This window comes from Microvirga splendida (assembly GCF_016427565.1).
Lineage (GTDB): Bacteria > Pseudomonadota > Alphaproteobacteria > Rhizobiales > Beijerinckiaceae > Microvirga > Microvirga splendida.
On the sequence record NZ_JAELXT010000020.1, the window covers coordinates 11,454 to 37,828 of the forward strand.

Here is a 26,375-nt window from a genome sequence, read left to right on the forward strand (position 1 = left end):
TAGTAGTGCTCACCCTCAGGTGGCCGGCTTTGAGAAGTGCCACGGTTCTTCACAACAGCGGCCAGTGGCGCCGCGGGACGGCACGTCAGATCCATTCGTCAGTTCTGGGTCGGCGAGGGGGCATGACATGGTAGGCAGTCTCGAGGGAATTCAGGTCAAGATCACGTTCTCCTTGCAGGGATGGTTCGTCTATGAGGCTCCCTACGAATTCACGTCGGTGGTCGTCGGAGCCGGGCCTGAACTCGTCGTACCCTTATCGGCTAGAATCCTGTCGGATACAGACGGCGATCTTGATATGGAGCCGGTGCAGGGCCCCAACGGGCTTCTGAGCGGGACGATGACCATCGACATTTCCGGCAATCAGGTCTTTGCCCAATTCGAGGGAACCGCACAACCCGCTGGGTTCACCATCAAGATCGAAGGCTTGGCTCCCACAGGCGTCGCCCCTGGCACAATCACCGATCAGGGATCGATGAACGGGGTCAATGCTGTATATGCGCCGACTTACAATGCTTCGACGAAGACATTAACCTACAATTGGTTCTTCATGGGCTTTCAGCCCGGAACCAAGGTCGATCAGACGGTCTTCTACGACAATCGCCTTGAAGATAACCCGGATGCCGTGGACGACGCATTCAGCACCAAGGCCGGCGTTGCGTTGGCAGGGAAGAGCGTTCTTGCGAACGACAAGGATCTCGACAATGGAGGTCCGCTCGGTGTTGTCGATCCTCAAACCACCACGCACCTCAATGGAGAGGCGGCCGATGTCGGCCGCTGGACCGATCTATCCGGCGGCGGACGCGTTCTGCTGAATGCGGACGGCACCCTACAATTCTCCGATGGCGGCGATTTCGCCGATCTGGCGGCGGGTCAGACCCGCACCACGTCGTTCCAGTATACGGTGACGGATTCAACAGGGCGCTTCGATACAGCCATGACGACCATCACGGTTGAGGGCGTCAACGATGCGCCGACGGCCTCGAACCTGACGCAGGTCATCGCCGCCGTCGAGGATGGCGGAGCGGTCGCGCTCGGCGATATCGTCGTGGCGGATGCCGATGTTGGAGATACGGTCACCGCGACGCTGACGCTGAGCCAACCCGTTGCGGGCGCTCTGTCGGTGGGATCCTTCGGCTCGGCTACGCCGACCTACGATTCTGTCATGGGCGTGTGGAGGGTGAGTGGATCGGTTGCAGACGTGAATGCAGCCTTGGCCGCAGTCACATTCACGCCTGCCCCCAACTGGGACAAGCCGGTTTCGATCGCGACGCAGATCCGCGATGCTGCCGGATCAGGACCCGCCAATGGCACCATCACGGTCAACGTGTCCCCGGCCAACGACGCACCGCAGCTTGCCGACCGGAATCTGTCCCTGACGGTCGCGGAGGATGCGGGTCCGCCGGCAGCCGGGCAGGCGATGGGGCTTCTGGTCTCCGATCTGGCCGGTGGCATCTCGGACGTGGACACCGCCTCCAGCCGTGGCATCGCCATCGTCGGAGCCGATGCCTCGAACGGCACATGGTGGTTCTCCATCAACGGGGGCGCCTCCTGGTCGGCTCTCGGCACGCCCTCGCAAAACGCCGCAAGGCTCCTTGCCGCCGATGGAGCGACACGGCTCTACTTCGAGCCGAACGCCGACTTCAACGGCACGGTTCCGGTGGGCCTCACCATCCGCGCCTGGGATCAGTCGACCGGCAGCAACGGGGGCACGACCAACATTGGAGCCACCGGCACTGGTGGAACCTCTCCGTTCAGCACCCTGACAGATACGGTCGGTCTGGGCGTCACAAGCATCAATGATGCTCCCGTTGCCATTGTGCCGGGCAGCATCGCGGTGACGGAAGACACAGCCACGGCCCTGGTTGGGATCAGCTTCTCGGACAAGGATGCAGGTCCCGGCAACGTGACGGTGACCTTCAGCATTCCGGTCGGAACACTGGGGGCGGTCAGCGGCGCGGGGGTGTCTGTCGGAGGCACCGCCTCCGCCCTGACCCTGACGGGCACGGTCGCTGGCATCAACGCCTTCATCGCCGCCGGCAACGTCACCTATATCCCGGTCCACGATGATACGGCGTCGAGGGCCCTGACCATCTCCATCAACGACAATGGCAACGCGGGCGGCGGCGGCGGCCTGAGCGATACCAAGACGGTTGCCTTGAACATCTCGACCGTCAACGACGCGCCGGTCGTCACCGTGCCGGGGGGCATCGCGGTGACGGAAGACGCGGCCACCGCTTTGACGGGCATCACCTTCTGGGATGTGGATGCCGGCTCGGCGAACGTGACGGTGACCCTCAGCATCGCGGCTGGGTCGCTGGCCGCCACCAGCGGTGCCAATGTCACAGTGGGTGGGACCGCCTCGGCCCTGACGCTGACTGGATCCATCGCCGACATCAACGCTTTTATCGCCGCCAGCAAGGTCACCTATACGTCTGATGCGAACGGCACGGGGAGTCGCGTGCTGACCGTCTCGATCGATGACGGCGGCAATGCCGGCAGCGGTGGTGCGCAGACCGATACCAAGACGGTTGCCCTGACCATTGCGGCTGTCAACGATGCGCCCGTCGTCACCGGGCCGGGCAGCATCGCGATGACGGAGAACACGCCGGCCGCGCTGACGGGCATCACCGTCTCTGACATTGATGCGGGGGCGGGGGATGTCACCGTGACCCTGAGCATCTCCGGGGGCTCCCTGTCAGCCACCTCCGGCGCGGGCGTCACGATTGATGGAACGGCCTCGGTCCTCACGCTGACCGGGACCACCGCTAATATCAATGCCTTCATTGCCGCAAGCCACGTCACCTACGTGCCGTCCCTCAACGACTCGGGCACGCGAGTCCTGACGGTTTCGGTCAACGATGGCGGCAACACGGGTTCGGGCGGTGCCCGGACCCATACCCACACGGTCGATCTCGAGATCGCCGCCGTGAACGACGCCCCTGTAGCGACCGTGCCGGCCAGCATTTCCGTAACGGAAGATACGACGACGGCGCTGACGGGCATCACCTTCTCCGACATTGATGCGGGATCTGCTGCCGTAACAGTCACCCTGTCTGTGCCCGCGGGTTCGCTGTCGGCCACCACCAGTGGGGGTGTCACGGCTGGCGGAACGGCGTCGTCCCTGACCCTGACGGGCACCCTTGCCGACATCAATGCCTTCATCGCCGCAAGCAACGTCACCTATGCCCCTCCGGCCAATGGCACAGGCACCTATGTGCTTACCGTCTCCATCAACGATAGCGGGAACTCCGGCTCGGGAGGGCCGCTGAACGATACGAAAACGGTAAACCTCGACGTCTCGGCGGTGAACGACGCTCCCTTTGCTGCATCACCGGGCAGTATCGCGGTGATCGAGGATACGGCGACCGCGCTGATCGGCATCAGCTTCGCGGACATCGATGCCGGATCGGCCCCGGTGGTCGTGACCCTGAGCATTCCGGCGGGTTCCCTGTCCGCCACCAGTCGATCGGGCGTCATCATCGGCGGGACGTCTTCTGCCTTGACGCTGACGGGTAGCGTCGCGGACATCAACGCATTCATCGCGGCGAGCGGCGTGATCTATACCCCCGCCGCGAACGACCATGGAACGCGGATCCTGACGGTCTCGATCGATGATGCGGGCAATACGGGTTCAGGCGGCGCGCTGAGCCACGCGCGAACCGTCGATCTCCACGTGTCCGCCGTGAATGACGTCGCCGTCGTCGGCGGCACGGATGCCGGATCGGTTGCGGAGAACGGCACGCTGATCGCGACCGGCATGCTGACGGTGGCTGACGAGGACGAGGGTGAGGCCGGCTTCAAGGCTCAGGCCGACGTTCAAGGCGCCTACGGCACCTTCTCCTTCGACGCCATTCAGGGCAAGTGGACCTATGTGCTCGACAATGAGGCCGAGAAGACCAAGGTCCTGCGGTCCGGCGAGGTCGTCACCGAGACCTTCACGGTCGAGACCCTCGACGGCACCGTGAAGACCGTACGCGTGCAGGTTAAAGGCGATGGCACGTTGATGGGCGGCGTCGAGGTGTCGACCGGAGCGATCGTCTATCCGGACGGCAGCACGGGCCAGACCCTCATCATCCCCATTATGACGGCGGGCAGCGGCCCTTCCGACATTCCGTTGGCGAAGTCCGGCGGGACCATTCTCATTCAGGCGCAAGTGCCGGTGGGCTTTGGCCTGCAGGCGAGCGGCCCATCGGCTCCAAAGACTGCCGGCACCTCGCTTGCCGACCTAATCCGCGAAATCAAGGCGCACAGCCTTGCCGGATCAGCCGACCAAGGCCAACTCACCGGAGGCGGCTCCGGCTTCCTCGGCGGCCTGCCGGCGAACACGCCGCTGCTCGTGCAAACCTTGGTTCCGATCGTGGCTGCTGGTAGCACGATGCCCCCTGGTCAGCCCCTCGTGATCAGCGGCAATGGCAGTCCCGGCACTCCGGCAACGGCGCTCGTTATCGACGCTCAAGACCTGCCTGCGGGGACCCACCTGCAACTGCAGAACGTGGAGTTTGCGGCCATTATCGGCAGCATCAAGGTAACGGGCGGTGCAGGCTCTCAGGTGGTGTTCGGCGACAGCGCCAGCCAGCACATGGTGCTGGGGGCAGACGACGACGTTCTGCATGGCGGCGGCGGCAACGACTATGTTGGTTCCTTCGGCGGTGACGATCGGCTCTATGGCGATGACGGCAACGACACCGTCTCGGGTGGTATCGGCAACGACCGCCTGTGGGGCGGCAACGGGCACGACCGGCTGCTCGGTGGCTCAGGCCGTGACCGCCTCGATGGCGGGGCAGGCAGTGATACGCTGAAGGGCGATAGTGGCAATGATTGGCTCACCGGCGGCTTAGGTCGTGACAAGCTCTGGGGCGGTGCGGGCCGGGACGTCTTTGATTTTAACTCGGTCAAGGAGAGCAAGCTCGGTTCCGTGCGCGATGTCATCTACGATTTCCGCTCCGGTCAGGACCGGATCGACCTGCGCGGCATTGATGCCAACGAGCGACTCAAGGGCAATCAGGCCTTCAGCTGGACCGGCATGAAAGTGCCGTTCCTGCACCCGGACGAAGCGGCTTCCCACTTCATGACGGCCGGCTTCACCGGGCGGGCAGGGGAGCTGCGTTACGACCGGGGCATCCTGATGGGCGACACCGACGGTGACGGTCGAGCCGAATTCGAGATCCGAGTGGTCGGCAAGCTCACCTTCAACGACGTGATCCTTTAAGGCACATGGCCCGGCGGGGTGCGATCCTGCCCGGGCCTGGTGTCCTGCTGCGACAGAATTTTCATGCATCCTAATTTATGGTCCGACGCCACCTCGGAGATCCTGATGAAGTCCCTCGTCTTGTCCTTGTCCGCCCTGATCGCCACCACGGCCGCGACCGCGGCTGCCGACCTGCCGGGCCGCCCCGAGCTCCTGCCTCCGGTGCAGGCCGTGCCGGCGGTCAGCTGGAGCGGCTTCTATGCCGGTGTGCATGGCGCCTGGATCGGCGACAAGGGAGAGGCTGAGCGCAGCGGCGTCTCCGGCGTCTCAGCTGATGCGCTGCCCCCCCGTTTGGGCCTGAGCGACTCTGGCTTCGGCGGAGGGGCCCAGATCGGCTACCTGTGGCAGTTCGGCACCCTCGTGGCGGGTCTGGAGGCAGATCTGACCGCCATGGATGTGGGCCGCTCCCGCAGCAGCGTGGGGGGCGACGGCGCCGCCGCCCTGCGCACCGACCTGAGTTCGCAGATGAACTGGTTCGGCGCGGTTAAGGGGCGGCTCGGTGTCGCCATGCCCGGCCTGCTGCCGATCGTGCAGCAGTCGCTCTATTATGTGACGGCCGGTCTGGCCCATGCTCAGGTCGAGCACCAGGGGCAGATCACCGTAGTCCCGGCGGGCATCGGCCCGCAGGCGAGTAGCGACGAGTGGACGTTCGGTTTCGTGGTCGGCGGCGGCACGGAGCATATGCTGTCGCAGAACATTTCCATCAAGACCGAGACCCTCTATTACAACCTGGAGGACGAGAGCCTGACGCTGGCCCGCGCAGGGGAGCAGGCCGTCTACCGCTTCCGGAACGACGGCTGGATCAGCCGCGTGGGCGTCAACGTGCTCTTCTGAGCTCCTCTACTTGAGCCTCGAAAGGTGAGCCACTCTGGTACCTAGCCTGCCCAGCTGTCTGTGTGCGACTAGCGGGCACAGACGGTATCAATGTTGTGGGACGCGCCCGTCACGAGGTGCGTCAGGACGAGCACGCAAGGCGAAGGTCTCAACAGGCACATCTCGGAAGTAGGCCGAACATCCGCATTTGCGCGGTGAGCGGACGTTCAAGAATGGCAGGAAATTTCCTGGTTTGACCCACAGCCGGCTCTCAGCAGATAACGGACCAACCGGCTAATCTGCGAGCAAATGGCTGGTACGGTCTGCTGTCGGCGGCAGCGGGCGTGCAGAGCAGTTCGGTCAACTTGAATTGTTCGTCCCCACCACGTGGAACGGCGCCCTGAGGCTCACCAGAGGTGAGCCTCCAAATCAGCCGCATACCGCCTGTCTGGCCGTGCTCATCGAGCCAAGCAGGGTACGATAGGGAACCAAGTGACGGACCCTGTTCCGATGGCGCGTGTTTAAGCCCCTGGAAGAAAGGAGATGAGCATGCAAGCAAGATCTTTTGCCGCTCTGACCACCGCTCTGATCGTAAGCGCCTCCGCAACCGCTTATGCGCAATCCGGCAACCAGGGCTACGGTCAAGTTTTTGGAAACCAGAACCCGAGTTCCGGTCCGATGATGCAGGATGACCGAGCCGGCACGAGCCGGGCGAGCCAGCGGGCGATGCTGCGACAGGAACTGCGCCAAGCCGGGTTCCAGAACATCCGGATCCTTGATGCCAGATTTCTGGTTCAGGCGCAGACCCAAAATGGTGATCAGATCTACATGATCGTCAATCCGCCTGGGTCGGGTGTAATGAGCATGAACCAAAGTGAGTCCTCCACAAGCTCGACAGGGCAGAATTCATACGGCTTCAACACGCCGACGCGCTACGGCTCCCCCCGGTACACCCCTCCGGATGCAATCCCGCAATTTGGTAACCTAAACAAGCAGAATAATCAGGACTGAATCTGTTCTATAACTGGTTAGACGGACAGCAGACCCAGCCAAGCTCGGTCGGATCTGCTGTCCTTCGTCCGGTTTCGAATGCCTCAAGGGATCTTCGAGGAATTCTGGCCGCTACCGCTAAGCCCCCTCTAAACCTCTGCCCTGGTGGTCAGCAATTGCACCACGGCGAATTAAGACGGTCGCCTCCTCAACGGGAGAGAGAATGTCGCTTTCTGGCACCTCTTGGGAGCAAGCCGAAGGTCGGCCTGGGGCAGTAACAGCGGACGTTCCTGCAAGCTGGGGATCGTCGCTGTATAGCCTAAAGCAGCCTCTCAACTCTCGCCCGCAGTGACAGGCACGCTTCCGACTGACGAACTGCCAGGGACGGTACATACTTCGGCTGTGTACATGGATGCTCCATGGGCCTTTGCATTAGGGGACTCTCCCGCTACGGTCTCAGCTGAATCCAAGGCATAGGGCGTCTCATGACCGGATACGGGGATACCTACTACGCGCGTACGCTCTCCGATGTGTCGCAGCGACCATCTCTCATGGGAGCAACAGCCGCCGACGTCGCCGTCATCGGCGGTGGCCTTGCGGGACTTTCTGCGGCACTCGATCTGGCGCGGTCGGGGCGCTCCGTCGTCATCCTGGAGGCAGAGAAAATCGGCTGGGGGGCATCCGGACGGAACGGGGGCTTTGTCGGGCCCGGATACGCGACGGGTCATGCCGATATAACCCGCATGGTCGGGGTTGAACGGGCGCAGGTCCTGCACCGTCTCTCGATCGAGGGTGCCCGCATTGTCGAGGAGAACATCGACAGCCTCGCCATGAGCGACAACAGGCGGATCTACGGCAAGTTGAGCGTGCTCCGTTACCACGATCCGGATAGTCTCGAGCGCCACTGCGAGATGATGCAGAGGGAGTTCGGCTATCACCTCGAGATGATGCCGACCGATGCGGTACGAGCCGTGCTGCGGTCACCGAAATATCATCAGGCGCTTTACGACCCTGCGAGCTTTCACTTCCACCCTCTGAACTATGCCCGTTCCCTTGCAGAGGCCGTCGAGGCCTTGGGCGGACGGATCTTCGAGGGGTCCCGCGTCACGGGGTGCGATCTCGACCGGGCGGAGAAAACCGTCAGGACATTGCAGGGCGAGGTGAAAGCGCGAGACGTGGTCCTGGCCGGGGGAGGGTATACGGATGCCCTGGTGCCCCGCTTGCGCAGAAGCATCCTGCCGATCGCAACTTACGTGCTGCTGACGGAGGCAGCACCCGAGAAGCTCGCTGAAGCCGTGCGCACCCCAATGGCAATCAGCGATAACAGGCGTGCCGGAGATTATTACCGCCTCGTCGACGATGGGCGGCGCCTTCTGTGGGGCGGTCGGATCACCACGCGCAGGACCGAGCCTCGTCGTCTTGCAGAGATGATGCAGAAGACGATGGTCTCCACCTATCCGCAGCTCGAGGGCGTGCGCGTGGACACGGCATGGTCGGGCCTTATGGCCTATGCCCGTCACCTGATGCCGCTCATCGGGCAACTTCAGCCAGGGGTCTGGTACGTGTTCGGCTTCGGCGGGCGCGGCATGAACACGACGGCCATCGGAGGGCGCGTGATCGCGGAGGGCATCTTAGGCTCTAGCGATCGTTACCGACTCTATGAACCCTTCGGTCTCAGGTGGAACGGCGGTCCGTTCGGCGTTGCTGCGGCACAGCTCACCTACTGGACCTACCAAGTCATGGATCTCGCCAAGGAGCGTCGTGCCGCCAGAGTGGCGTGATAAGGACCCCGGATCCAGCAGGGCCCTCTAATCGTACCCGAGGCGCATGCGACGCTCCAGGAATCGGCTGTAGGCGCCCATCCCGTAGGAGAACACCAGGAACACGACGGCCGCGAAGACGTAGCCCTCCAACACGGCAATACCCACCCAGTTGGGATCCGTCATAGCCGTGCGAACTGTGGAGAGAAAATCGAGAAGGCCGATGATCGTGACGAGAGTCGTATCCTGAAAGAAACCGATGGAGATGTTCACCAGCGGCGGGATCGCGACCTTCAGCGCCTGAGGCAGAACGACGAAACGCATGGACTGCCAGTAATGCAGGCCCATGGCGCTGGCGGCTTCGTGCTGCCCCCGGGGAATTGCCTGCAGCCCGCCACGGACGGCTTCTGCAATATAGGCGGCGGCGAAAATGATGATCGCGATCTGGGCCCGCAGCAGCTTGTCGACGGTAACCCCGCTCGGCATAAATAGCGGCAGCATGACCGACGCCATGAACAGGATGCTGATGAGCGGTACGCCTCGGATCACCTCAATGAACACGATGGCGATCACCCGGATGGCGGGAAGCTTCGAGGAGCGCGCCAGTGCCAGCACGACCCCAAGGGGAAATCCGAGCGCCAAGCCGACGGCCGAGAGCAGGAATGAGAGCGGCAGACCGCTCCATTGAGTCGTCGGCACATAAGAGAGTCCGAAAACCCCGCCGCTGATCAGAACTCCCGTCGCCACGATGATGAAGGCCCAGAGAACGAGGAGCTTGCCGCTCCAGAAGCGCGGGATCATCGAGATCGCAATCGCGCCGAGAAAAAGGGCCATTGCTAGCGCAACGCGCCAATGCTCGTCGTAAGGGTAGACGCCGAAGATCATGAAACGGAGCTTGGCTTCGTAATAGGGCCAGCAGGCACCTTGCCCCACTTTGCAGGCCTGGGCGCCTCCTTCGGTGACGGCCCGGGTTACGAGCCAGCCGTAGGCGCCCTTGAGTCCCAGCCACATGACCCAGAGGCAGACCAATGTGATCACCGCATTGACCGGGGTGCCAATGAGGGGCTTGAGCGTACGATGGAGCAGGCGGCGTTCCACACCCGGGTCGCGCCGAACCGGCATCTTCAATTGCGCTTCGGCAATGTCAGTGGCAGTCGTCATGACCTAGCGCTCCTTCAGCGCAACGCGGCTGTTGTACCAGTTCATGAACAGGGAGATCGCAATCGAAAGACCAAGATAGACCAGCATGAAGATCGCGATGCCTTCGATCGCCTGACCTGTCTGGTTCATGGTCGTATTCGATACCATCACGAGATCCGGATATCCGATCGCGATGGCGAGCGATGAGTTCTTGAACAGGCTCAAGTAACTGCTGGTGAGTGGAGGGATGATGACCCGCAGCGCCTGGGGAAGGACGACGAGCCGCATGGTCAGGCCATCCCTCAGACCTAAGGCACGCGACGCCTCCCATTGTCCCTTGCGTACCGACAGGATGCCGCTTCGCACGATTTCTGCGATGCCGGCCGAGGCGGAGAGGGCGAGGCCGACGAGGAGTGCAGTGAATTCCGGCGTGAGCTGTGAGCCGCCGGTCAGGCGGAAGCGCCCTTTCTCGGGAAGGCTGACCGTGAACTCAGGCTGCAGGATCAAGAACGCAAGAACTGGTGGGATCAGGAGAGCAAATGCAACCCATGGCCACGTGGTTCGCGCCTTGCCGGTCCTGATGCGCTCCGCGGTCATGCGGCGGTGAACGGCAACCGCGAGAACTCCTCCGAGAACCAGCGCGGCGAAGATGACCGTATGAGCACGGGTCCAGATCAGCGACGGAACGGTCAGCCCGCTGTTGCTGACGAAGACGTGGGGGAGAACTTCCCACGCTTCGCGCACCGCCGGCAGGCCGGTGACGATCAGGGCGTACCAGAGGAAGAGATAGAGCAGGAGAGGAACGTTCCGCAGCGCCTCAACGTAGAGAAAGGCGAGAAGAGAAAGCAAAGGGTTGCTTGACAGGCGCGCAATGCCGACGACGAGGCCCAGAATAGACGCGAGGACGACGCTCCAGGCTGAAACCCAGACTGTGTTGACGATGCCGGCCAGGATGGCGCGTGCATAGGTGTCCGTTGGCTTGTAATCGATCATCGTCTGGCTGATGACGAAACCTGCCTCACGGCTCAGGTAGTCGAAGCCCGTGGCGATGTTCTGTTCGGCAAGCTTCTGCGAGACGTTTGAAAACAGATACAATCCAAGAAGGACGATGCTTCCGACGGCGAGGACCTGATAGAGGATCGCTCGGAAGCGAAGGTTATAGAGGAGACTCGTCCCGCTCATCGAATCTGCCCGCATGTTGATCCTTCCCAGGGAGCGCTGAAGGGGGAACGGGCGGCTGCAAGGCCGCCCGTCGATCTCAGGTTACCGGAACGGCGGCGAGTAGAGCAGGCCGCCCTTGGTCCAGAGCTCGTTCGGGCCGCGCGACAGACCCAGCCGGGTCTCGGGGCCGAGATTGCGCTCGAAGAGCTCCGAATAGTTTCCAACGGACTTGATGACGTTGTAGCCCCATTTGTTGTCGAGGCCGAGCATCTGTCCCAGGTCGCCGTTCACGCCGAGCATACGCTGGATCTCGGGATCCTTACTCTTTAAATGCTCGTCCACATTGGCCTGGGTGATGCCCTTCTCTTCGGCAGCGATGAGCGTGTAGACCGTCCAGCTCAGGATGTCGCGCCAGTTCGGGTCGTTCTGGCGAACCGTCGGAGCGAGCGGCTCCTTCGAAATAGTCTCGGGCAGGACTACGTATTCCGATGGATTGTTGGCAATAGCGCGCACGGAAGCGAGGTCCGAGCGGTCCGAGGTGATGGCATCGCAGCGCCCACTGAAGAATGCATTGCGCCACTCATCGGAGTTCTCGAACACGACTGCTTCATACTTGATGTTCTTGGGCCGGAAGTAGTCCTCCAGGTTCTGGAGCGTCGTCGTTCCGGGAAGGAGGCAGATCGCGGCATCGGCAAGTTCGCTGGCGCTCTTCACGTTGAGCTTGGTCGGCACCATCAACCCTTGACCGTCGTAGAACACCACGGGGCCGAAATCGAGGCCGAGGGATGCGTCGCGCGAAAAACTCCATGTGTTCTGGCGGGACAGTACGTCGACTTCACCGGATTGCACGGCTTGAAAGCGAACATTCGTATTGAGTGGTACGAATTCAACCTTATCGGGATCGGCGAAGATCGCCGCCGACATGGCACGGCAGACATCGACGTCGAAGCCGCGTCGGGTGCCCTTGTCGTCGGCATAGGAGAAGCCGGGAGAGACGGGCGAGACGCCGCAAAGGATCTTGCCGCGCTTCTTCACCGTGTCGAGCGTCGCCTGTGCGGAAGCCGGCGCAGCTGAGACAGCGGCGACACCGGCGATAAGGCCCATTGCGAGCCAACGGGTCAAAGATCTGGATTGTGTCATTGTATTCCCTCTTTCCGTGCGCCTTATCCGGCCGCTACCCTTCAAAGCTAGACTCTAAACAACCGAGGTTTCAAGGGTAGAATTTCCCAACGTAAGGCATTCCGGAACTTGCCGGTTGGCCAAAAGGGATGCACAGTCGCGTTCCTCCCGCAGTAGGTCTTGCCGCTGCTCATCGCTCGCGAGTTGTCATGCCGATCCTGCCCAAAGCCGATATCGTCCTTACCAACGGCCGAATCTTCCGCGGCCTCTCGGAACAAGTGACCGAAGCGGTCGCCCTCTGGGCCGGGCAGGTCCTGGCGGCGGGCTCGGCATCCGACATGGATTCCCTCATCGGGCCGCGGACACGCGTGATCGATCTCGCCGGCCGCCTTGCCACCCCGGGATTGTGCGACTCGCACATGCATCTTCTCCCTTACGGTGTCATCATGGGGCACGTGGATGTACGCGCTGCCTCCGCGCCCACTCTTGCGGCCTTACTCGAAAGGGTTAGACAGCGCGCCTCGGTTACGCCGCCCGGGCAGTGGATCCAGGGACGCGGATACGACCAGTTCGAACTCGACGTGAGGCGTCATCCCCTTCGCGAGGAACTCGATGCCGTCGCGCCTGATCATCCCGTGGCGATCGTGAGAGCCTGCGGCCATGTGACGATCTGCAATTCCAAGGCGCTCGAATTGGCAGGAATCGACGAATCGACTCCTGTTCCGCAGGGAGGCGCCATCGAGCAGCGGGACGGGCGCCTGACAGGCCTGCTGGCCGAGACCGGACGCGACCGTCTCAAGGCCGTTCTGCCGGAGCCGACGGATGAGGAACTCGTTCAGGCCATCGACGATGCCGGCCGTGCGTGCTTGTCCTATGGCATCACCAGCGTGATGGATGCGGGCGTCGGCATGAGGGCGGGCTACCGCGAGGTTGCGGCTTACCGCACCGCCCAGCGCCTGGGCCGCCTGCCTGTGCGGACGACCCAGTGCCTGCTTGGAGGTCCGGGCGGCATTGTGGAGCAGGCCTATGCGGATGGCGTGGTGACGGGCGCAGGTGACTCCATGCTGCGAGTCGGTCCCGTGAAGATCTTCACGGATGGCAGCGCCGGCGGCCGGACGGCCGCCATGAGCGAGCCTTATGTCGGAGAGCCGAGGACGACCGGCCTGATGCTCCTGCATGACAACGAGATGAACGACCTCGTTCATGACTATCATGCGAAAGGCTACCAACTGGCCGTTCATGCCATCGGAGATGCGGCGATCGAGCAGACGCTGAATGCCTTTGAACGCGCTCTCGCAGCGATGCCCGATCCTGACCGGCGCCACCGGATCGAGCACGCAGGCTATGCAAGGGCCGACCAGAACGCCCGCATGAAGCGCCTGGGCGTTCAGCCGGTGCCGCAGCCCGTCTTCATCTACGATTTCGGTGACCTGTATGTTTCCGTCGTGGGGGAAGAGCGGGCAAAGCCCTCCTATCCCCTGAAGACCTGGATCGATCTCGGCTTCAAACCCGCAGCCGGCAGCGATGCGCCAGTCTGCGACATCAACCCCTTCCCGAATTTCTTCGCGATGCTCACCCGCAAGACGTCCCATGGCACCGTCATGGATGAACGGGAGGTGGTATCCATCGAGCAGGCCATCACCGCCTTCACGGATTTCGGCGCCTACGTGAACAAGGCCGAGCACGAATGGGGCCGCCTCGTGCCGGGCCTCGCGGCAGATGTTGCGGTCTTCTCCCGCGACCTGCTGACGGCCTCACCCGAGGAGATCCTTCACGACACCCGCTGCGATCTTACGATCCGTGGAGGCGAGGTCGTGTTTGACCGTCACGGAGAGGCCGCCCGCTGACACGACTTGCCCCGAGTAAAGCGGTCGTGACAATGCAAAGGACCCCGAGAGATTTCGGGGTCTTTCTTGATTCCTGGATCTGCGGCAGTGGAACAGGGCTGCCTTGCTCCATTAATTGCGGATGGGGAAGACGCGGGGGCTGAGCTCCTCGAGGGCCCGCCCCGCCCAGTCGCGCTGGGATGCCGACGCAATCGCCTCGGCTTGGCCGCGGCGCAGCATTTCGATGTCCTCGCTGATGTCGAAGTCCAGGACCTCGCCGTTGCGCACAACCTGGCGACCGTCGACATAGACGTCCCTGATGGCCCGGTCGTTCGCCGAGTAGACGAGGCTGCGGATGGGCTCATAATCGGGCTGCATGTAGGGGTTGCTCATGTCGACGACCGAGAAATCCGCCTTGCAACCGGGGGCGATGCGGCCCAGATCCGGGCGGCGGATCATGTCGGCGCCCACGGCAGTGGCCGCCATGAAAGCATCCCGCGTGGTCGCCGCTGTGAAGCTGCCCGCGATGATCCGGCCCGCGTAACAGGCCATGCGGAGTTCATCGAGCATGTTATGGGGGAAGCTGTCCGTTCCGATGCCGCAGCGGATGCCCGCCTTCATATAGCGGCTCAAGGTGTTCAGGGCGATGCCGCGCCGGGCGAAGACCACGGGGCAATGTGCGACCTGCGCGCCGCTGTCGCGCAGGCGCTCGAAATCGTCAGCATGGGGCCAATGCAGCCACGGATGGTCATTCAGGAAGATGCAATGGCCGATGATCGTGTCCGGCCCGAGGGCACCGATCTTGTCCAGCCATTCGATGGGTGTGCAGCCATAGCGGCGCATGATCTCCTGGAATTCGACGATGCTCTGCGCGGCGTGGATCTGGATCGGCTGGTTCCGTTCGCGCGCCGCATCGAGCGCATCGCGGATTTGCCCCTCCGTGCAGGTGTCGATCTGGGCCGGCGTGAAATAGCCCGTGATGCGTCCGCTCGGATGCTTCGAGGCCGCATCCGCAATCTCGATGGCCTCGCGCAGCAGCCGGTCTCCGGTGGCGGGATCGAGATTGTATTCCACCGAATGGCCGTTGGTGGTCTTCCAGGGGCCGGACCGGAACATTCCCCAGAGGACGGCGCGAATGCCGGTTTCCGCGTATTCGTCGGCCCAGGTGTCACGGGGCCTGCCGAGATCGCAGATGGTCGTGACGCCGCTCTTCAGGAGTTCGGATGCCGCCACGCGAAGCGCCGGGCGCGTATATTCCGGTCCGATCTGGAACACCGGCATGAATTCGTAGAGCGAACTCTGGCCGAGGCGCGGACTCCCTAGTTCTTCCAGCATGCCCTTCCATCCCGGCTCATGGCCGGGATGGCTGTGGATGTCCACGAAGCCCGGGATGATCATCATCCTGCTGGCATCGACCTCCTCGTCTGCTGCGCCGGAATAGCCGCTCCCGACATGGACGATGTCGGCACCCCGGATCACGAAATCTGCGTTGCGAAGATAGACGTGGGATTTGGCCGCCTTATCCCAGGCGACGATCCAGTCGCAGTTCCGGAAAAGGGTCGTCTTGGCGACGGCATCGGTCATTTCAAGCTCCGTGGGAGATGAGAGAGGGCATCGGAAGGGTGCGAATGCAGTCAGGGTGTGAAAGCCTGCGAGAGACGGACATGGCCGACCGCCATGGCGACAGCTGCCTGGGTCGGCTCCACGATGGGGACCCCGACGGCTTCCTCCAGGGCCGCGCGATAGCGAGCCATGCCGGCACAGCCCATCACAAGGACATCGGCTCCATGGGCGGACTTCAGCGTGCGGCCGACCTCAATCATGCGGCTCAAGGTCTTTTGCTCGTCGGAGAGCTCGGCAACGCCGAGACCGATGGGGAGATCGGCCGCGAAGCGATCCATGACTCCCATGGCGCCGAAATAGCGGAGATGCCTTGGAACAGAGGTCGGCAGGATGGCGATGACGCCGAACCGTTGTCCGAGCGTGAGTGCCGTGAGCACGCCGCACTCGGCGATCCCGAAGACGCGACGGCGGCTCTGCTCGCGCAAGGCGTGGAGGCCCGGATCCGAGAAGCATGCGATGACGAAGGCGCCGGCGCTCTCCTCCAGCTCGGATGCCTTGCGCAGCATGGGCATGATGACGCCGTCCACATCCCGCTGCGACTGGATTCCGGGCGGTCCCTCGGTCAGCGAGAGGCAGACGATGCCCGGTCCGTCGACGCTTCTCAGGGGCGCTACGGCTGCATCGATTGCTGCTGTAACCGTCTGAGATGAATTCGGGTTGATGACATAGACCGAGGAATTCATGGTTATCTCACTCTCGGGCCGCGATGGGCAATGAGTACGGCGCCAGGACAGACAGGGAGCGGCCCTGCGGGTCGTCCCGCTCCGCCCGCCGGGAGGCGCGCCTCTGCGCATCCTGCAGTTCCCGAACCGCGCCCTCGTAATCCAGGTTCGCGACCCTGCGATCCTTCACGACAGCCTGACCGTCCACGTAGACATCGCGAACGGCGCGCTCTGCGGCACAGTGGATCAAGTTGCGCAGCGGATCGTGAATCGGCTGCATGGCCGGATGGCTCAGGTCGACCAGCGACAGGTCCGCCTTGGCGCCGGGCGCAAGACGTCCGATGTCGCTGCGGCCGAGAGCCCTGGCCCCGCCGGTCGTCGCGGCGGAGAACAGGTTACCGGTATCCAGATCGAAGACGCTGCGCCCTGCAACGCGCGAGCAGATCAGCGCCTCGCGCATTTCTTCCAGCATGTTGAAGGGATAGCTGTCGGTGCCGATGCCGACATTGACGCCCGCGCGCTGATAGGAGCCGAGGCTTTCCAACGTCATGCCGCTGCGCGCGAAGGTGACGGGGCAATGGGCCACCGAGGTGCCGCTTCGGGCGAGACGGGCGAGGTCGTCGCGGCTGCGCTGCCGGGTCCAGGAATGATGATCGAGGAAGATGCAATGTCCGAGGATCAGGTCGGGCCCAAGCACGCCGAGGCGTTCCAGCATGGCGGGCGCCGTCTCTCCCGTCCGCCGAAGCAGTTCCTCGTGCTCGGCCATGGTCTGCGCCGCATGGATGGTGATCCAAACCCCGCGGCGGCGTGCCTCGGCCACCGCATCGGTAATCAGCTCCTCCGAGCAGGTCTCGATCTGCGACGGTGCAATCACGCCATCGATGCGGCCGCTGGGATGAGCACGCGCTTCGTCGACGAAGGCGAGCGCTTCCGCATAGCGCTCCCGTCCTCGCGCCTCGTTCCATTCGAAGTCCAGGCGATGGCTGCCGGCCATGCGCCACTGCGCTTCGCGGAAGCCGGGGGCGAGATAAGCCCGCAATCCGCTTTCGACCGCCAGGGTGAGCCATTGCGCATGCGGCGATGCAATGTCGAGATGCGTGGTGACGCCGCTGCGCATCAGGTCGCCCAGCATGATCGTCTGACAGGCGGCCTTGGCATCGTCATCAGAATCGATCAGGGCGGAGTACTCATACAGGGCATTGCCCCAGAGCGCTGCGGTGCCGACATCCTCAAACAGACCCTTGGCGATGGGCTCATCGCCGGAATGGCAATGAACGTTCACGAGGCCGGGCATGACCATGATGGAGGCGCCGGCGATCTCCTCATCGGCGTGGTCGTGATAGGCAGGACCCACATACAGGATCCCCGTCCTGGAGAAGGCCACGTCGGCATCCTGCATGTAGACGTGCCGCGAGGCGCTTTCGTCCCAGGCCACCACCCAGGCAGCCTTTCGAACAACCGTTACCGTGTCAGTCATGTTTTCGGGCACCGATGCAGAGGGATGAATGTTGATGGGCCGGAAGGCCGCTTGGTCTCGACGGGGGGATCACAGAAGCTGAGCCCCGAAATTGGTGTCCGGGTCGAACTCCGGGCTCAGGCGTCCGGTCGGACGCATCGAAGCGGCAGGTTCGCGCAATTGCAGCTGGCCCGATCCAGGAGCAGCCTGAAGCGTTCCGTCGGCGATGATCACCTCACCCCGGCGCAGAACGGTCTCCGGCCAGCCCCGCAGGGAGCGACCGGCGAAGGGGTTGTAGCCGACATTGTCGTGCAGCCCGTCATCCGTGAGCACGACCTCCCGATCCGGGTTCCAGATTGCGATATCGGCATCGGCTCCGACGGCAATGGCGCCCTTGCGGGGATGCAGGCCGTAGATCTTCGCCGGGGCCGTTGCCGTCAGCTCGACGAACTTTTCCAGGCTCGACCTGCCCTGGCTCACCATGGCGTCGAACAGGAGCGGCAGGCGCATCTCGAGGCCGGGAAGGCCGTTGGCGATCTGCTTGAAGTCCGGGTTGGAGCCGGCGGAAAGCTTGCCGGTCTCATCGAACCTGTAGGGCGCATGGTCGGAGGAAACGACCTGAAGATCGCCGAGTTCGAGCGCGCGCCACAATGCGTTCTGATCGTCCGTCGAGCGGGGAGGAGGGCTGCACATCCATTTGGCCCCCTCGACCCCCGGCCGGTCCAGGTCCTGCGCCGTCAGGAACAGGTATTGCGGGCAGGTTTCGGCAAACACCTTGATGCCTTCGCCACGGGCGCGCCGGATAACGGCAGCGCCTTCGGCGGTGGAAACATGGAACAGCATGATAGGCTGATCCAGCAGCTGGGAGAAACGAATGAGACGCTCGAAGGCCTCGATCTCGCACACCCGCGGATGGCTCACGCCGTGGAACTTGGGCTCGACATAGCCGCGGGACACGAGCCTGTCGGCCATCCATTTGATCATCCCGTGATTCTCGGCATGGGCGCAGACCAGGGCTCCATGCCGGCGAGCCACCATCATCACGTCCAGAACCTGCTCGTCGAGAAGGCGAACGCGATCGTAGGTCATGAAGATCTTGATCGACCGGTGGCCGCTCTCGATCAATGCCGGCAGGTCGCGCTCCAGTGTTTCCGGCGTCGGATCGGAAATCCAGAGATGGAAGGCGTAGTCGGTCACCGCGCCCGCCGCAGCAAGGCGCGCGTAGTTCTCGACCACGGTGCGCAGGCTGTCGCCGCGATGCTGCGCCGCGAAGGAGATAACCGTGGTCGTGCCCCCAAAGGCGGCAGAACGGGTTGCCGTCTCGAAGGTGTCGGCATTCATCAGCCCGCCGCCCGAAAGCTGCTGAATGTGGCAATGCGCATCCACACCGCCAGGGAGGACGAACCGACCCGTGGCGTCGATCGTACGCCGACCGAGAGGAAGATTTCGGCCGAGCGCAACAATCTGTCCATCGCTGACCGCGACATCGGTGGCCGAGACACCCTCGGTCGTCGCGATCATTCCGCCTTTGATGACCAGATCGTACACGGTCAGTCGCTCCCCGGATCTTGACTGAGCTGTGGTTCAACTTGTGCTCTGCAAGCAATTTAGGCAGATGGATTGAAGCTGAGCAAGGGGGCATGAGAACAGGACCTCTTTGCGAAGCCGTCCTTCGCCTTAGGCTCTTATCACCAAGCCGTCTCTGTATGACTCTGTCAGCTCGAGATCCTATGTACAAAGTTACCATAGGTGCTGGTTGCGCGATCGGATAATACGGCGAAGACAATCGTATTGAAAATACGAGACCGGAGTAGAGCTGCGTCGATACAGGTTTCTGACGCTTATATCGCGAGCTTCAGGGGCGCACTTCGCCTGCTCCCTCCGCCTTATGATTGGGCTGCTGCGCTCAGCCCCAATCTTTTAGCCTCCCTATCAGCAAGAAGCCTAATCTCTCCTCTTAGCACTTAGCAGAGGTGGGTCGAACGTCCGCAATCGTGCAGACAACGGAGGTATACATGGTCAGCATTTACTGCTGCCTCTGGACCTCTAGCTCTCAATCAGAGGGAACTGGGTTCAAGCTCCAGCGCGCTCGCCAAATATCAAAGCTTTGCCGGTATGGACCTTTGGACAGTTTTCCAGACGTCGCTGCCCGGCCCGAGGTTGCACCCGTTGCTATCCAGGCCAACTTAGCCGCCCGGCTCGCCGAGCATCTCCGATCCTCAGGTCTTGCGATCTCCAGGTCTTGCGATCTCCAGGACTTGGCATCAATGCGTGTGGCCACAGGTATAGAGGTGGCGGGCCCCATCGCGGATTTCGGATCGTTCAGGAGGTCCATATCCGTCCAGGGCTTTTGTTCTCCTTGGACAAGGGAATGCCTGTTCACGGGCATTCCGCCGGGCGACTGGATCAGTCACCCAGCGGCTCGACCGTCCCGGTGACGTCCCCGGGAGGTCCGGACGGCACCCCCATGTCGAGGGCAGGGCCGGACGGGTTCGCGGGATCCTCTCCGCTCGTGATGATGCCCGGTGCGTCATACGGGTTGTCGAGGTTGTCGTAGCGCTTACCGATATTCCAGCGCTCCTTCTCGTAAAGTCCCTCATCCTCGGCAATCACATCGGCTCGCACCGGGGTGAGGGTTGCGGGAAGAGCCAAAGCCGCTGCGGTGGCCGCAATGATCAGCTTTCGATGCATGTTCGCCTCCGTCATGCGTCCGGTGCCGGTGGAAAACCGCCTCACAGGAGCCAACCAGACCGGCAGCGTGCAGTTCATGGACAGGTACGGAGCCGCACCGACTTCGCACTGGGGCAAGGGAGCGAAACCTCTCGGTCCCAGGAGGCGTTCGGTCAGGCAGGGCAACCGCTCAGGTCAATTTGTCGAAGAAGGACCATCATTGATGCGCCACATGCATACAGGCTCCCATACAGGCTCCGTGTTCCGAAGGCTTGGCCGGCTCGAGTGGCCAATCCTGGTGTCGATGCTTGTTCTGGCAGGTGCCGTCTGGGGCTTCGCCGAACTGGCCGATGCGGTTGTGGAGGGGGACACCCATGCCTTCGACCGCATGGTCCTGCTGGCCCTGCACAGCGAAACCGATCTTGCCGATCCGCTCGGCCCCGAGTGGCTCGAGGAGATGATGCGCGACTTCACGGCGCTGGGCGGCGTGGGCGTGCTGACGCTGCTCACCGCCGCTGCGGCCGGTTACCTTCTCCTCACCGGCAAAAGCCGGGCCGCCCTGGCCCTGGTGCTCTCGATCGGAGGCGGCATTCTGCTCAGCAGCCTGGTCAAGACGGGGTTCGACCGTCCGCGGCCGGATCTCGTGTCCCACGGCTCCTATGTCTATACCGCAAGCTTCCCGAGCGGGCACTCGATGATGGCCGCCGTCGTCTATCTCACGCTCGGTGCCCTGATCGCCCGGGTGCGGCCGAGCAGGCGCGTCAAAGCGTATGTCCTGTCCATTGCGGTGCTCGTGACCGTTCTGGTGGGGATCAGCCGGGTCTATCTCGGCGTGCACTGGCCGACGGATGTTCTGGGCGGCTGGGCCACCGGCGCGGCCTGGGCGCTCCTGTGCTGGCTCGGGATGCTCTGGTTTCAGAGGCGCGGGAAGATCGAAAGCGAAGAGCAGCCATCACGCATATAGGCTGATGGCCTTCGAGAAGGTCATCAGCCCGACGCTGCATGTCTAGATGATCCGGCCCGGCCGGGGGAGGGAGTACTGGGGGCGCGAGGCCCCCAGTACGTTCGTTCGTTAGGTGACGGGACGGTTACCCGCGCAGGCCGATCTCGACGGTCTCGTTGTCGCCGATCTCGCTGTACTCGCGGTCGTTGAAGTCCCAGTCCCGCATGGCCTCGACTTCCGCCTCGGTCAGGCCGGCGGCCACGAGACGGTCGCCCATCATGAACACGCGGTTGAGCGGGATCGGGACCTCCTTTTCGCCGAGGCCAAGGAAGCCGCCATGCTCAAGGATCACGAAGCTCCGGTTGTCGCCCAAACGTCGCACCACGCGCTTGACCTCGCCGATCTGCTGGCCGCGCAGGCTGTACACGTCCATGTCTTCCAGGTCGCGTATGGCAAACGGACGAACATTGGCGGTTGCGTCGACCGCACCGGTGTCGACTGGATCACGGCGTGGTTCGAACGTGTTCGTGTCGACTGCTGCCGTCTGGGTGCCGCCGATGCCCCAGTTGCGGCCGACCCACGGCTGGAAGTCATTGGTGGCAATCCGGTCGCGTTCGCCCCAGAGGCCGAACAGGCCGTTGCCGAACTCGTTCTCGGCCAGCCAGCCGGTGCGATCCGCATCCCAGCGCTCATAAAGGCCCCTGTCCCCCCAGCCGCCGGCAAACTCGTTGCGGTCCAGGATGCCGTCACCGTTGCGATCGAACTCGCCGAACTCGACGTCGTTCAGGCCCGAGCCCCAGGTATCCCAAGCCTGGTTGTACTCATCCTCGGTCAGGCGGGAATCGAGGTCGGTGTCCCACACATTGTACAGGCTGCCGTAGAATTCGTTGCGCTCCAGACGCTGATTGCGGTTGGCGTCCCAGCCCGTGTAGACGCGATCCACGAACGGGTTGAACTCGTCGCGCGCAATAGCATTGTCGCGATCACGGTCGAACATCGCCACGTTCATGGCTGCGCTGCCTGCCATGCCGGCGGACCGATTCTGCTGCTGAACGTTGACGTTGGCCTCACCCTGCCGCTCAAAGCGCACATTGGGCTGGCCCTGCGCCTGGTTGACGACCACCCGCGGCTGAGCGCGCTCATAGCGCACCGTGGGCTGCCCCTCGGCCTGCATCACCTGCACGTTGGGCTCCGAATTGGCTGAGCGCTGCAGCATGACCTGCGGCTGCGACTCAGCCACCTGCACCTGCGGTTGGCCCGGCTGTACAACCGAGACGTCCGGGCGCTGCATCAGCACGCGCACGTCAGGCTGCTGCATGGCCACGTTCACGTCGGGCTGCGGCATGCGCACGATGATCTCCGGCTGCGGAATGTCCACCCGCACCGTCGGCTGCGGCTGGCGCACGAGGATCTCCGGCTGCGCCTGGTTCACCGTCACCTGCGGCTGCTGCTGGCGCACGATCACCCGCGGATCCGCCGGGTCCACCCGCACCGTCGGCGCCGCCTGACGCACCACCACGTTGGTGCCATCGTTCTCGGGACGGGCTGCGACGACCGGATCGACGTCATAGCCGACGATGGCCAGGCGGTAATTGTCCTCGAGTTCGCGGTACTGACCGGCGACCTGCCGGTTGTAGGCCTCGAACTGGCTCTGGTTGGCGTTGCCGCTGATCATGAACCGATTGTTGCGGTAGGAAAGACGGTTGGCGGGCACGAGCACCTGACGGTCGCCGGAGGCCACCACGGCATAGGTCTGGTTGTCACGGCCCTGCACGATGGTGTTGACGCGCCCCATCTCCTGGCCCGCCTGGGTGTAAAGCGTCTGATTGCGCAGCTGGGACGCCCTCAGCCCCTGCTGGTTCTGCTGCTGGCCCGATTGGGCCTGCTGCATGCGCGGCTGGGCCTGCTGCTGGTTCTGTTGCTGGGCTGTGGCGGACAGCGGCACCAATGCCGTTGCGCTGAGAAATACCGTAAGTTTTGCGAGTCTCATGTCCTTACATCCTCTTTCATCTAGACATCTTGGCCTGGAAGCAGTTGCGGATGGGAAGCCACCCAGGTGTCGGCACGCGGGATCTGCGCCGTGGCCAGAGCCAATCCTTCAGAGAAAGCAAACGAGAGCGCCGGGTTTCTTGTTGGATTATCCGGTCGGTACGCTGCTAGACGAACTCCCGACATGCAGCGGAGTGCGGAGGAGGGGAGGCGCCGTTTCCGGTCCTGCAGCGTACCATTGGAAGGCTGTTGCAAGAACTTGCGCCCCGACGTGGCGTTTGCGCTTTGTGACAGTGAGGCTACCTGTCGTTGAGGTCCATCAAAGGACAGCAGATGGCAGGTACAATCCAGCAATTGTTGCCACATGTCGTCACATTCTCCTGACTGGTGAACCCTGTCCGTCCTTGTGGCCGGGCAGGGTTCTTTCCGTGGGGCGCTCGGCGAGCGTACGAGGCTGCGTGTCGATTGAGCGCTCCTGCAACGGAATGAAAAAGCCCCGCCACAATGCGCAGGTGGCGGGGCAGTCAAGGAGACAACAAGCATCATCTTCAAGCCTGCGAAGCGGCTCCCGAAGGAGCCATCCACCTGAACACACGGTCAAGAGAGCAGGGGTGGACTCGCGCGGCTTACAATAGCAACGGCAGACAGGCGCGAGAGTTTTGTCGCGGGTTATGGTTCTGGTACACTGGCGGACACAGCATGAGCCGCTCCGGTCAGCCTGCTTTCCTTCTAAGGCTCGCGATAGGCCTTGGGAGCGATGCGCAGCTCATAGCGCGCAGGATCCTCCTGAAAGATCAAACCGCCCTCGCGCTCGGAGAACGGAGGCAGGTAGTCTAAGGTGATCTCGCTCCTTTCCACGACGGACGAGCCCTGGCGCAGCTCTCCCGTAATCTGCAGCCCGGCGGCCGTTGTGCTGCTGTGGTTGCGTGCCCGGAACTGCACCACATGACCGCCGCGGGTCGGTTCCGTGCGGATGGCTTCGGCGGTTATATCCGGTATCTTCGCCTCGGTCGTCAGAGCGTAGTACACGATATAGCCAAGGGTTCCGAGAACGAGCAGAAGGCCGCAGGCGGCCGCCACCCACTCCCACTTCGATGTTGTCGACCCGGGATGGATCTGTCTGGAGCTCTCGGATTTCCTGGGCGGAGACTTGGTCGGTGCGTTCATGGCCCCCTCCGGATCAGAGAATGAGGCGCGCGGCGGCCGCGCCAATCGCTCCGGGAAAGCCCAGAACAATGCTGGCGCCCAGAACCTCTTCAAGGTCCGCCCCTTCGAACCGCCCAAAGGTCCATAGCAGATAGGCGCTGATGAGCAGCACAATCGCGTAGCCGACGACGGTAAAGCGCATGAACAGGCTCCAGAAGCCCGGGTCCTCTGCAAGCTGAGGCTGGCCTGGGAAGTTCACGGCATAGACGAAGGCATGCATCAGGATGAGGGACAGCAGAGCAAGGGCGATCACCTGCCACGGTCCCATCATGTACGACAGCAGCACGATCTCCTCCGTCGGCGCCACGTTGAGCCCGATGAAGATCGCGCCGACCCCCATCAGGAACAGCTCGCCCGGGTAGCTCGGGTCCTGGGCGATCTCCTCGTCCTGAGATCCCTGTTGCTCCCCCGAGAGCTGGCCGCGGGCCAGCATGGCGCCGATGCTGCCGGGAAAGGTCTGGAGGGCAACCTTGCCGATGATCTCGCGAGCCGGCATGCCGAACCGGATCACCTCGAAGATGAACAGGACGACGATGGCCATGACCGCAGCGGCCGCGATTGCCACGAAGGCATCGACGATCCCGTCGACCAGTCCGTCAGTCTGTTTGAAGCCGCTGAAGCGTGACAGGACCGTCAGGAGCGGGATCAGGACCAGAGTCAGGATGACCAGGCGCCATTCGTCGATCCAGAAGCCGATCCACCACATCTCCATGGTCATCAGCATGGGCAGTGCAAAGATCAGAGACCCGGCAAAGGCGCGCGCCAAGCCAATGAAGAATTGCCGCTCGCGCCCTGGGTTCGCGCGGGATCCTGCGCCTGTCGTCATCGAGATCGGACCTCCTGCTCCGCCCGGATACATCGTGCAAGTAGGGCGGCAGCTGCCAAGGTCACCTCGTTTGATTGGCTCCCTGGTCTCGGATCGCCCAGCCGGCGAACCAGCCGCCGAGAGCGGCGCCGATAGTGTCCATCACCAGATCGATCAGCGTATCGACGACGGTCAGGTTGAGAAACAGCATCTCCACGATCTCCCAGGCAATGCCGAGCCCCAACCCTATCAGGGCAGCCTTGAGCACGAAGGAGCCGCTGCCGGGAGCATCGTCGATCGAACCGCCGGTCCACAAGCGGTACATGAGCGCGGAGACCAGAGCGAAGGGCGTGAAGGTGTGAATGAACTCGTCATACCAGACGAACTGGTTGAACCAGTTCCAGGCCCAGCCGCCCGCATTCAGCAGGGCCGCGCAGACGATAAGAAAGCTCATCAGGCTCGGGATGCGGTCCTTCATCAGCATGAAGGCAAGGGACAGGATGAAGAAGCCGCCGATGGTCCACAATCCACCCCAGCGCTGGAGCCACCAGACCGCCACAAATGCAATCGCCTGGAGCGCTACGCCGACCCAGGCCAGCATGCGCCAGGTGCCGCTGTTCACGGATGAGGACGATGAGGAGTGGGTGTAAGTGCTTGCCATGAGTTCCACCTGTAGGCCCGTATTGGGTCTGAGATGGCCGGACCGGCCATCCTGGCTGTCGTTAGCGTCGGAACCGCTGACCGGTTGTGCCGCCGCGGACCGCAGGGCTAACCGGGCCTCAGACTGACCGTTCCGGCAGGAACTCGGGAAATGTCTGGCTGCGTACGGGAAATCATGGGCATCAGCCCAACCCGGGCCGGTCCTGGGGGTCCGTGGCGCGTGACGGCACCTGTGCGCGGGTACTGTCTGTTGCCGTACTTGGAAAAGGCCCGGCGCCGTCCTCGAGCCGAAACCGGCGCCGGC

Annotated in this window: 18 protein-coding genes; 6 read left to right on the plus strand and 12 right to left on the minus strand. The window is 63.0% G+C overall.

What is annotated here, in order from left to right; all coding sequences use genetic code 11:
- The first annotated feature begins 127 nt into the window (after positions 1 to 127).
- From JAO75_RS16905 to JAO75_RS16920, 4 genes are all read left to right on the plus strand, one after another.
- Positions 128 to 5,209 carry a VCBS domain-containing protein gene (locus JAO75_RS16905; protein WP_199050311.1) on the plus strand — a complete coding sequence of 1,694 codons (5,082 nt, stop codon included), beginning with the start codon at positions 128 to 130 and terminating at the stop codon, positions 5,207 to 5,209.
- 105 nt (positions 5,210 to 5,314) lie between these two features.
- Positions 5,315 to 6,082 carry an outer membrane protein gene (locus JAO75_RS16910; RefSeq protein ID WP_199050312.1) on the plus strand — a complete coding sequence of 256 codons (768 nt, stop codon included), beginning with the start codon at positions 5,315 to 5,317 and terminating at the stop codon, positions 6,080 to 6,082.
- Positions 6,083 to 6,610: 528 nt separating this feature from the next.
- Positions 6,611 to 7,072, plus strand: a complete 462-nt coding sequence (locus tag JAO75_RS16915) for a hypothetical protein (RefSeq protein WP_199050313.1) — start codon at positions 6,611 to 6,613, stop codon at positions 7,070 to 7,072.
- Between the two features lie 464 nt (positions 7,073 to 7,536).
- The gene (locus JAO75_RS16920) at positions 7,537 to 8,832 is read left to right on the plus strand and encodes an NAD(P)/FAD-dependent oxidoreductase (RefSeq protein WP_199050314.1); all 1,296 of its coding nucleotides are present in this window, start codon (positions 7,537 to 7,539) and stop codon (positions 8,830 to 8,832) included.
- A 27-nt stretch (positions 8,833 to 8,859) separates the two neighbouring features.
- On the opposite strand, the gene JAO75_RS16925 is transcribed toward JAO75_RS16920, so the two are convergent.
- The 3 genes from JAO75_RS16925 to JAO75_RS16935 form a co-directional block, all read right to left on the minus strand.
- Positions 8,860 to 9,972 (minus strand): amino acid ABC transporter permease, encoded by a 1,113-nt coding sequence (locus JAO75_RS16925; RefSeq protein ID WP_199050315.1) that lies wholly within the window; start codon positions 9,970 to 9,972, stop codon positions 8,860 to 8,862.
- 3 nt (positions 9,973 to 9,975) lie between these two features.
- Positions 9,976 to 11,133 carry an amino acid ABC transporter permease gene (locus JAO75_RS16930; protein ID WP_246742572.1) on the minus strand — a complete coding sequence of 386 codons (1,158 nt, stop codon included), beginning with the start codon at positions 11,131 to 11,133 and terminating at the stop codon, positions 9,976 to 9,978.
- Between the two features lie 81 nt (positions 11,134 to 11,214).
- Positions 11,215 to 12,252, minus strand: coding sequence for an amino acid ABC transporter substrate-binding protein (locus JAO75_RS16935; protein WP_199050317.1), 1,038 nt, complete (start codon positions 12,250 to 12,252; stop codon positions 11,215 to 11,217).
- A gap of 188 nt (positions 12,253 to 12,440) precedes the next feature.
- Between JAO75_RS16935 and JAO75_RS16940 the strand changes: the two genes are divergently transcribed.
- On the plus strand, positions 12,441 to 14,078 hold the full coding sequence (locus JAO75_RS16940; protein WP_199050318.1) for an amidohydrolase: 1,638 nt from the start codon (positions 12,441 to 12,443) through the stop codon (positions 14,076 to 14,078).
- A gap of 111 nt (positions 14,079 to 14,189) precedes the next feature.
- On the opposite strand, the gene JAO75_RS16945 is transcribed toward JAO75_RS16940, so the two are convergent.
- From JAO75_RS16945 to JAO75_RS16965, 5 genes are all read right to left on the minus strand, one after another.
- Positions 14,190 to 15,641 carry an amidohydrolase family protein gene (locus tag JAO75_RS16945; protein WP_199050319.1) on the minus strand — a complete coding sequence of 484 codons (1,452 nt, stop codon included), beginning with the start codon at positions 15,639 to 15,641 and terminating at the stop codon, positions 14,190 to 14,192.
- Positions 15,642 to 15,691: 50 nt separating this feature from the next.
- Complete coding sequence (locus JAO75_RS16950) at positions 15,692 to 16,363, minus strand: aspartate/glutamate racemase family protein (protein ID WP_199050320.1); 672 nt, start codon at positions 16,361 to 16,363, stop codon at positions 15,692 to 15,694.
- Positions 16,364 to 16,370: 7 nt separating this feature from the next.
- Positions 16,371 to 17,819 (minus strand): amidohydrolase family protein, encoded by a 1,449-nt coding sequence (locus tag JAO75_RS16955; RefSeq protein WP_199050321.1) that lies wholly within the window; start codon positions 17,817 to 17,819, stop codon positions 16,371 to 16,373.
- A 69-nt stretch (positions 17,820 to 17,888) separates the two neighbouring features.
- Positions 17,889 to 19,352, minus strand: a complete 1,464-nt coding sequence (hydA, locus tag JAO75_RS16960; protein WP_199050378.1) for a dihydropyrimidinase — start codon at positions 19,350 to 19,352, stop codon at positions 17,889 to 17,891.
- 852 nt (positions 19,353 to 20,204) lie between these two features.
- Entirely contained in the window at positions 20,205 to 20,606 is a 402-nt protein-coding gene (locus tag JAO75_RS16965; RefSeq protein ID WP_199050322.1) for a hypothetical protein, read from the minus strand.
- An 85-nt stretch (positions 20,607 to 20,691) separates the two neighbouring features.
- Between JAO75_RS16965 and JAO75_RS16970 the strand changes: the two genes are divergently transcribed.
- The gene (locus tag JAO75_RS16970; protein WP_246742573.1) at positions 20,692 to 21,432 is read left to right on the plus strand and encodes a phosphatase PAP2 family protein; all 741 of its coding nucleotides are present in this window, start codon (positions 20,692 to 20,694) and stop codon (positions 21,430 to 21,432) included.
- Between the two features lie 124 nt (positions 21,433 to 21,556).
- Here the strand turns inward: JAO75_RS16970 and JAO75_RS16975 are convergent, their stop codons facing one another.
- From JAO75_RS16975 to JAO75_RS16990, 4 genes are all read right to left on the minus strand, one after another.
- Positions 21,557 to 23,401 (minus strand): PRC-barrel domain-containing protein, encoded by a 1,845-nt coding sequence (locus JAO75_RS16975; RefSeq protein WP_199050323.1) that lies wholly within the window; start codon positions 23,399 to 23,401, stop codon positions 21,557 to 21,559.
- Positions 23,402 to 24,129: 728 nt separating this feature from the next.
- The gene (locus tag JAO75_RS16980; protein ID WP_199050324.1) at positions 24,130 to 24,567 is read right to left on the minus strand and encodes a TIGR02588 family protein; all 438 of its coding nucleotides are present in this window, start codon (positions 24,565 to 24,567) and stop codon (positions 24,130 to 24,132) included.
- A gap of 13 nt (positions 24,568 to 24,580) precedes the next feature.
- On the minus strand, positions 24,581 to 25,432 hold the full coding sequence (locus tag JAO75_RS16985; protein WP_199050325.1) for a TIGR02587 family membrane protein: 852 nt from the start codon (positions 25,430 to 25,432) through the stop codon (positions 24,581 to 24,583).
- Positions 25,433 to 25,493: 61 nt separating this feature from the next.
- Positions 25,494 to 26,072, minus strand: a complete 579-nt coding sequence (locus JAO75_RS16990; protein ID WP_199050326.1) for a hypothetical protein — start codon at positions 26,070 to 26,072, stop codon at positions 25,494 to 25,496.
- Between the last annotated feature and the right edge of the window lie 303 nt (positions 26,073 to 26,375).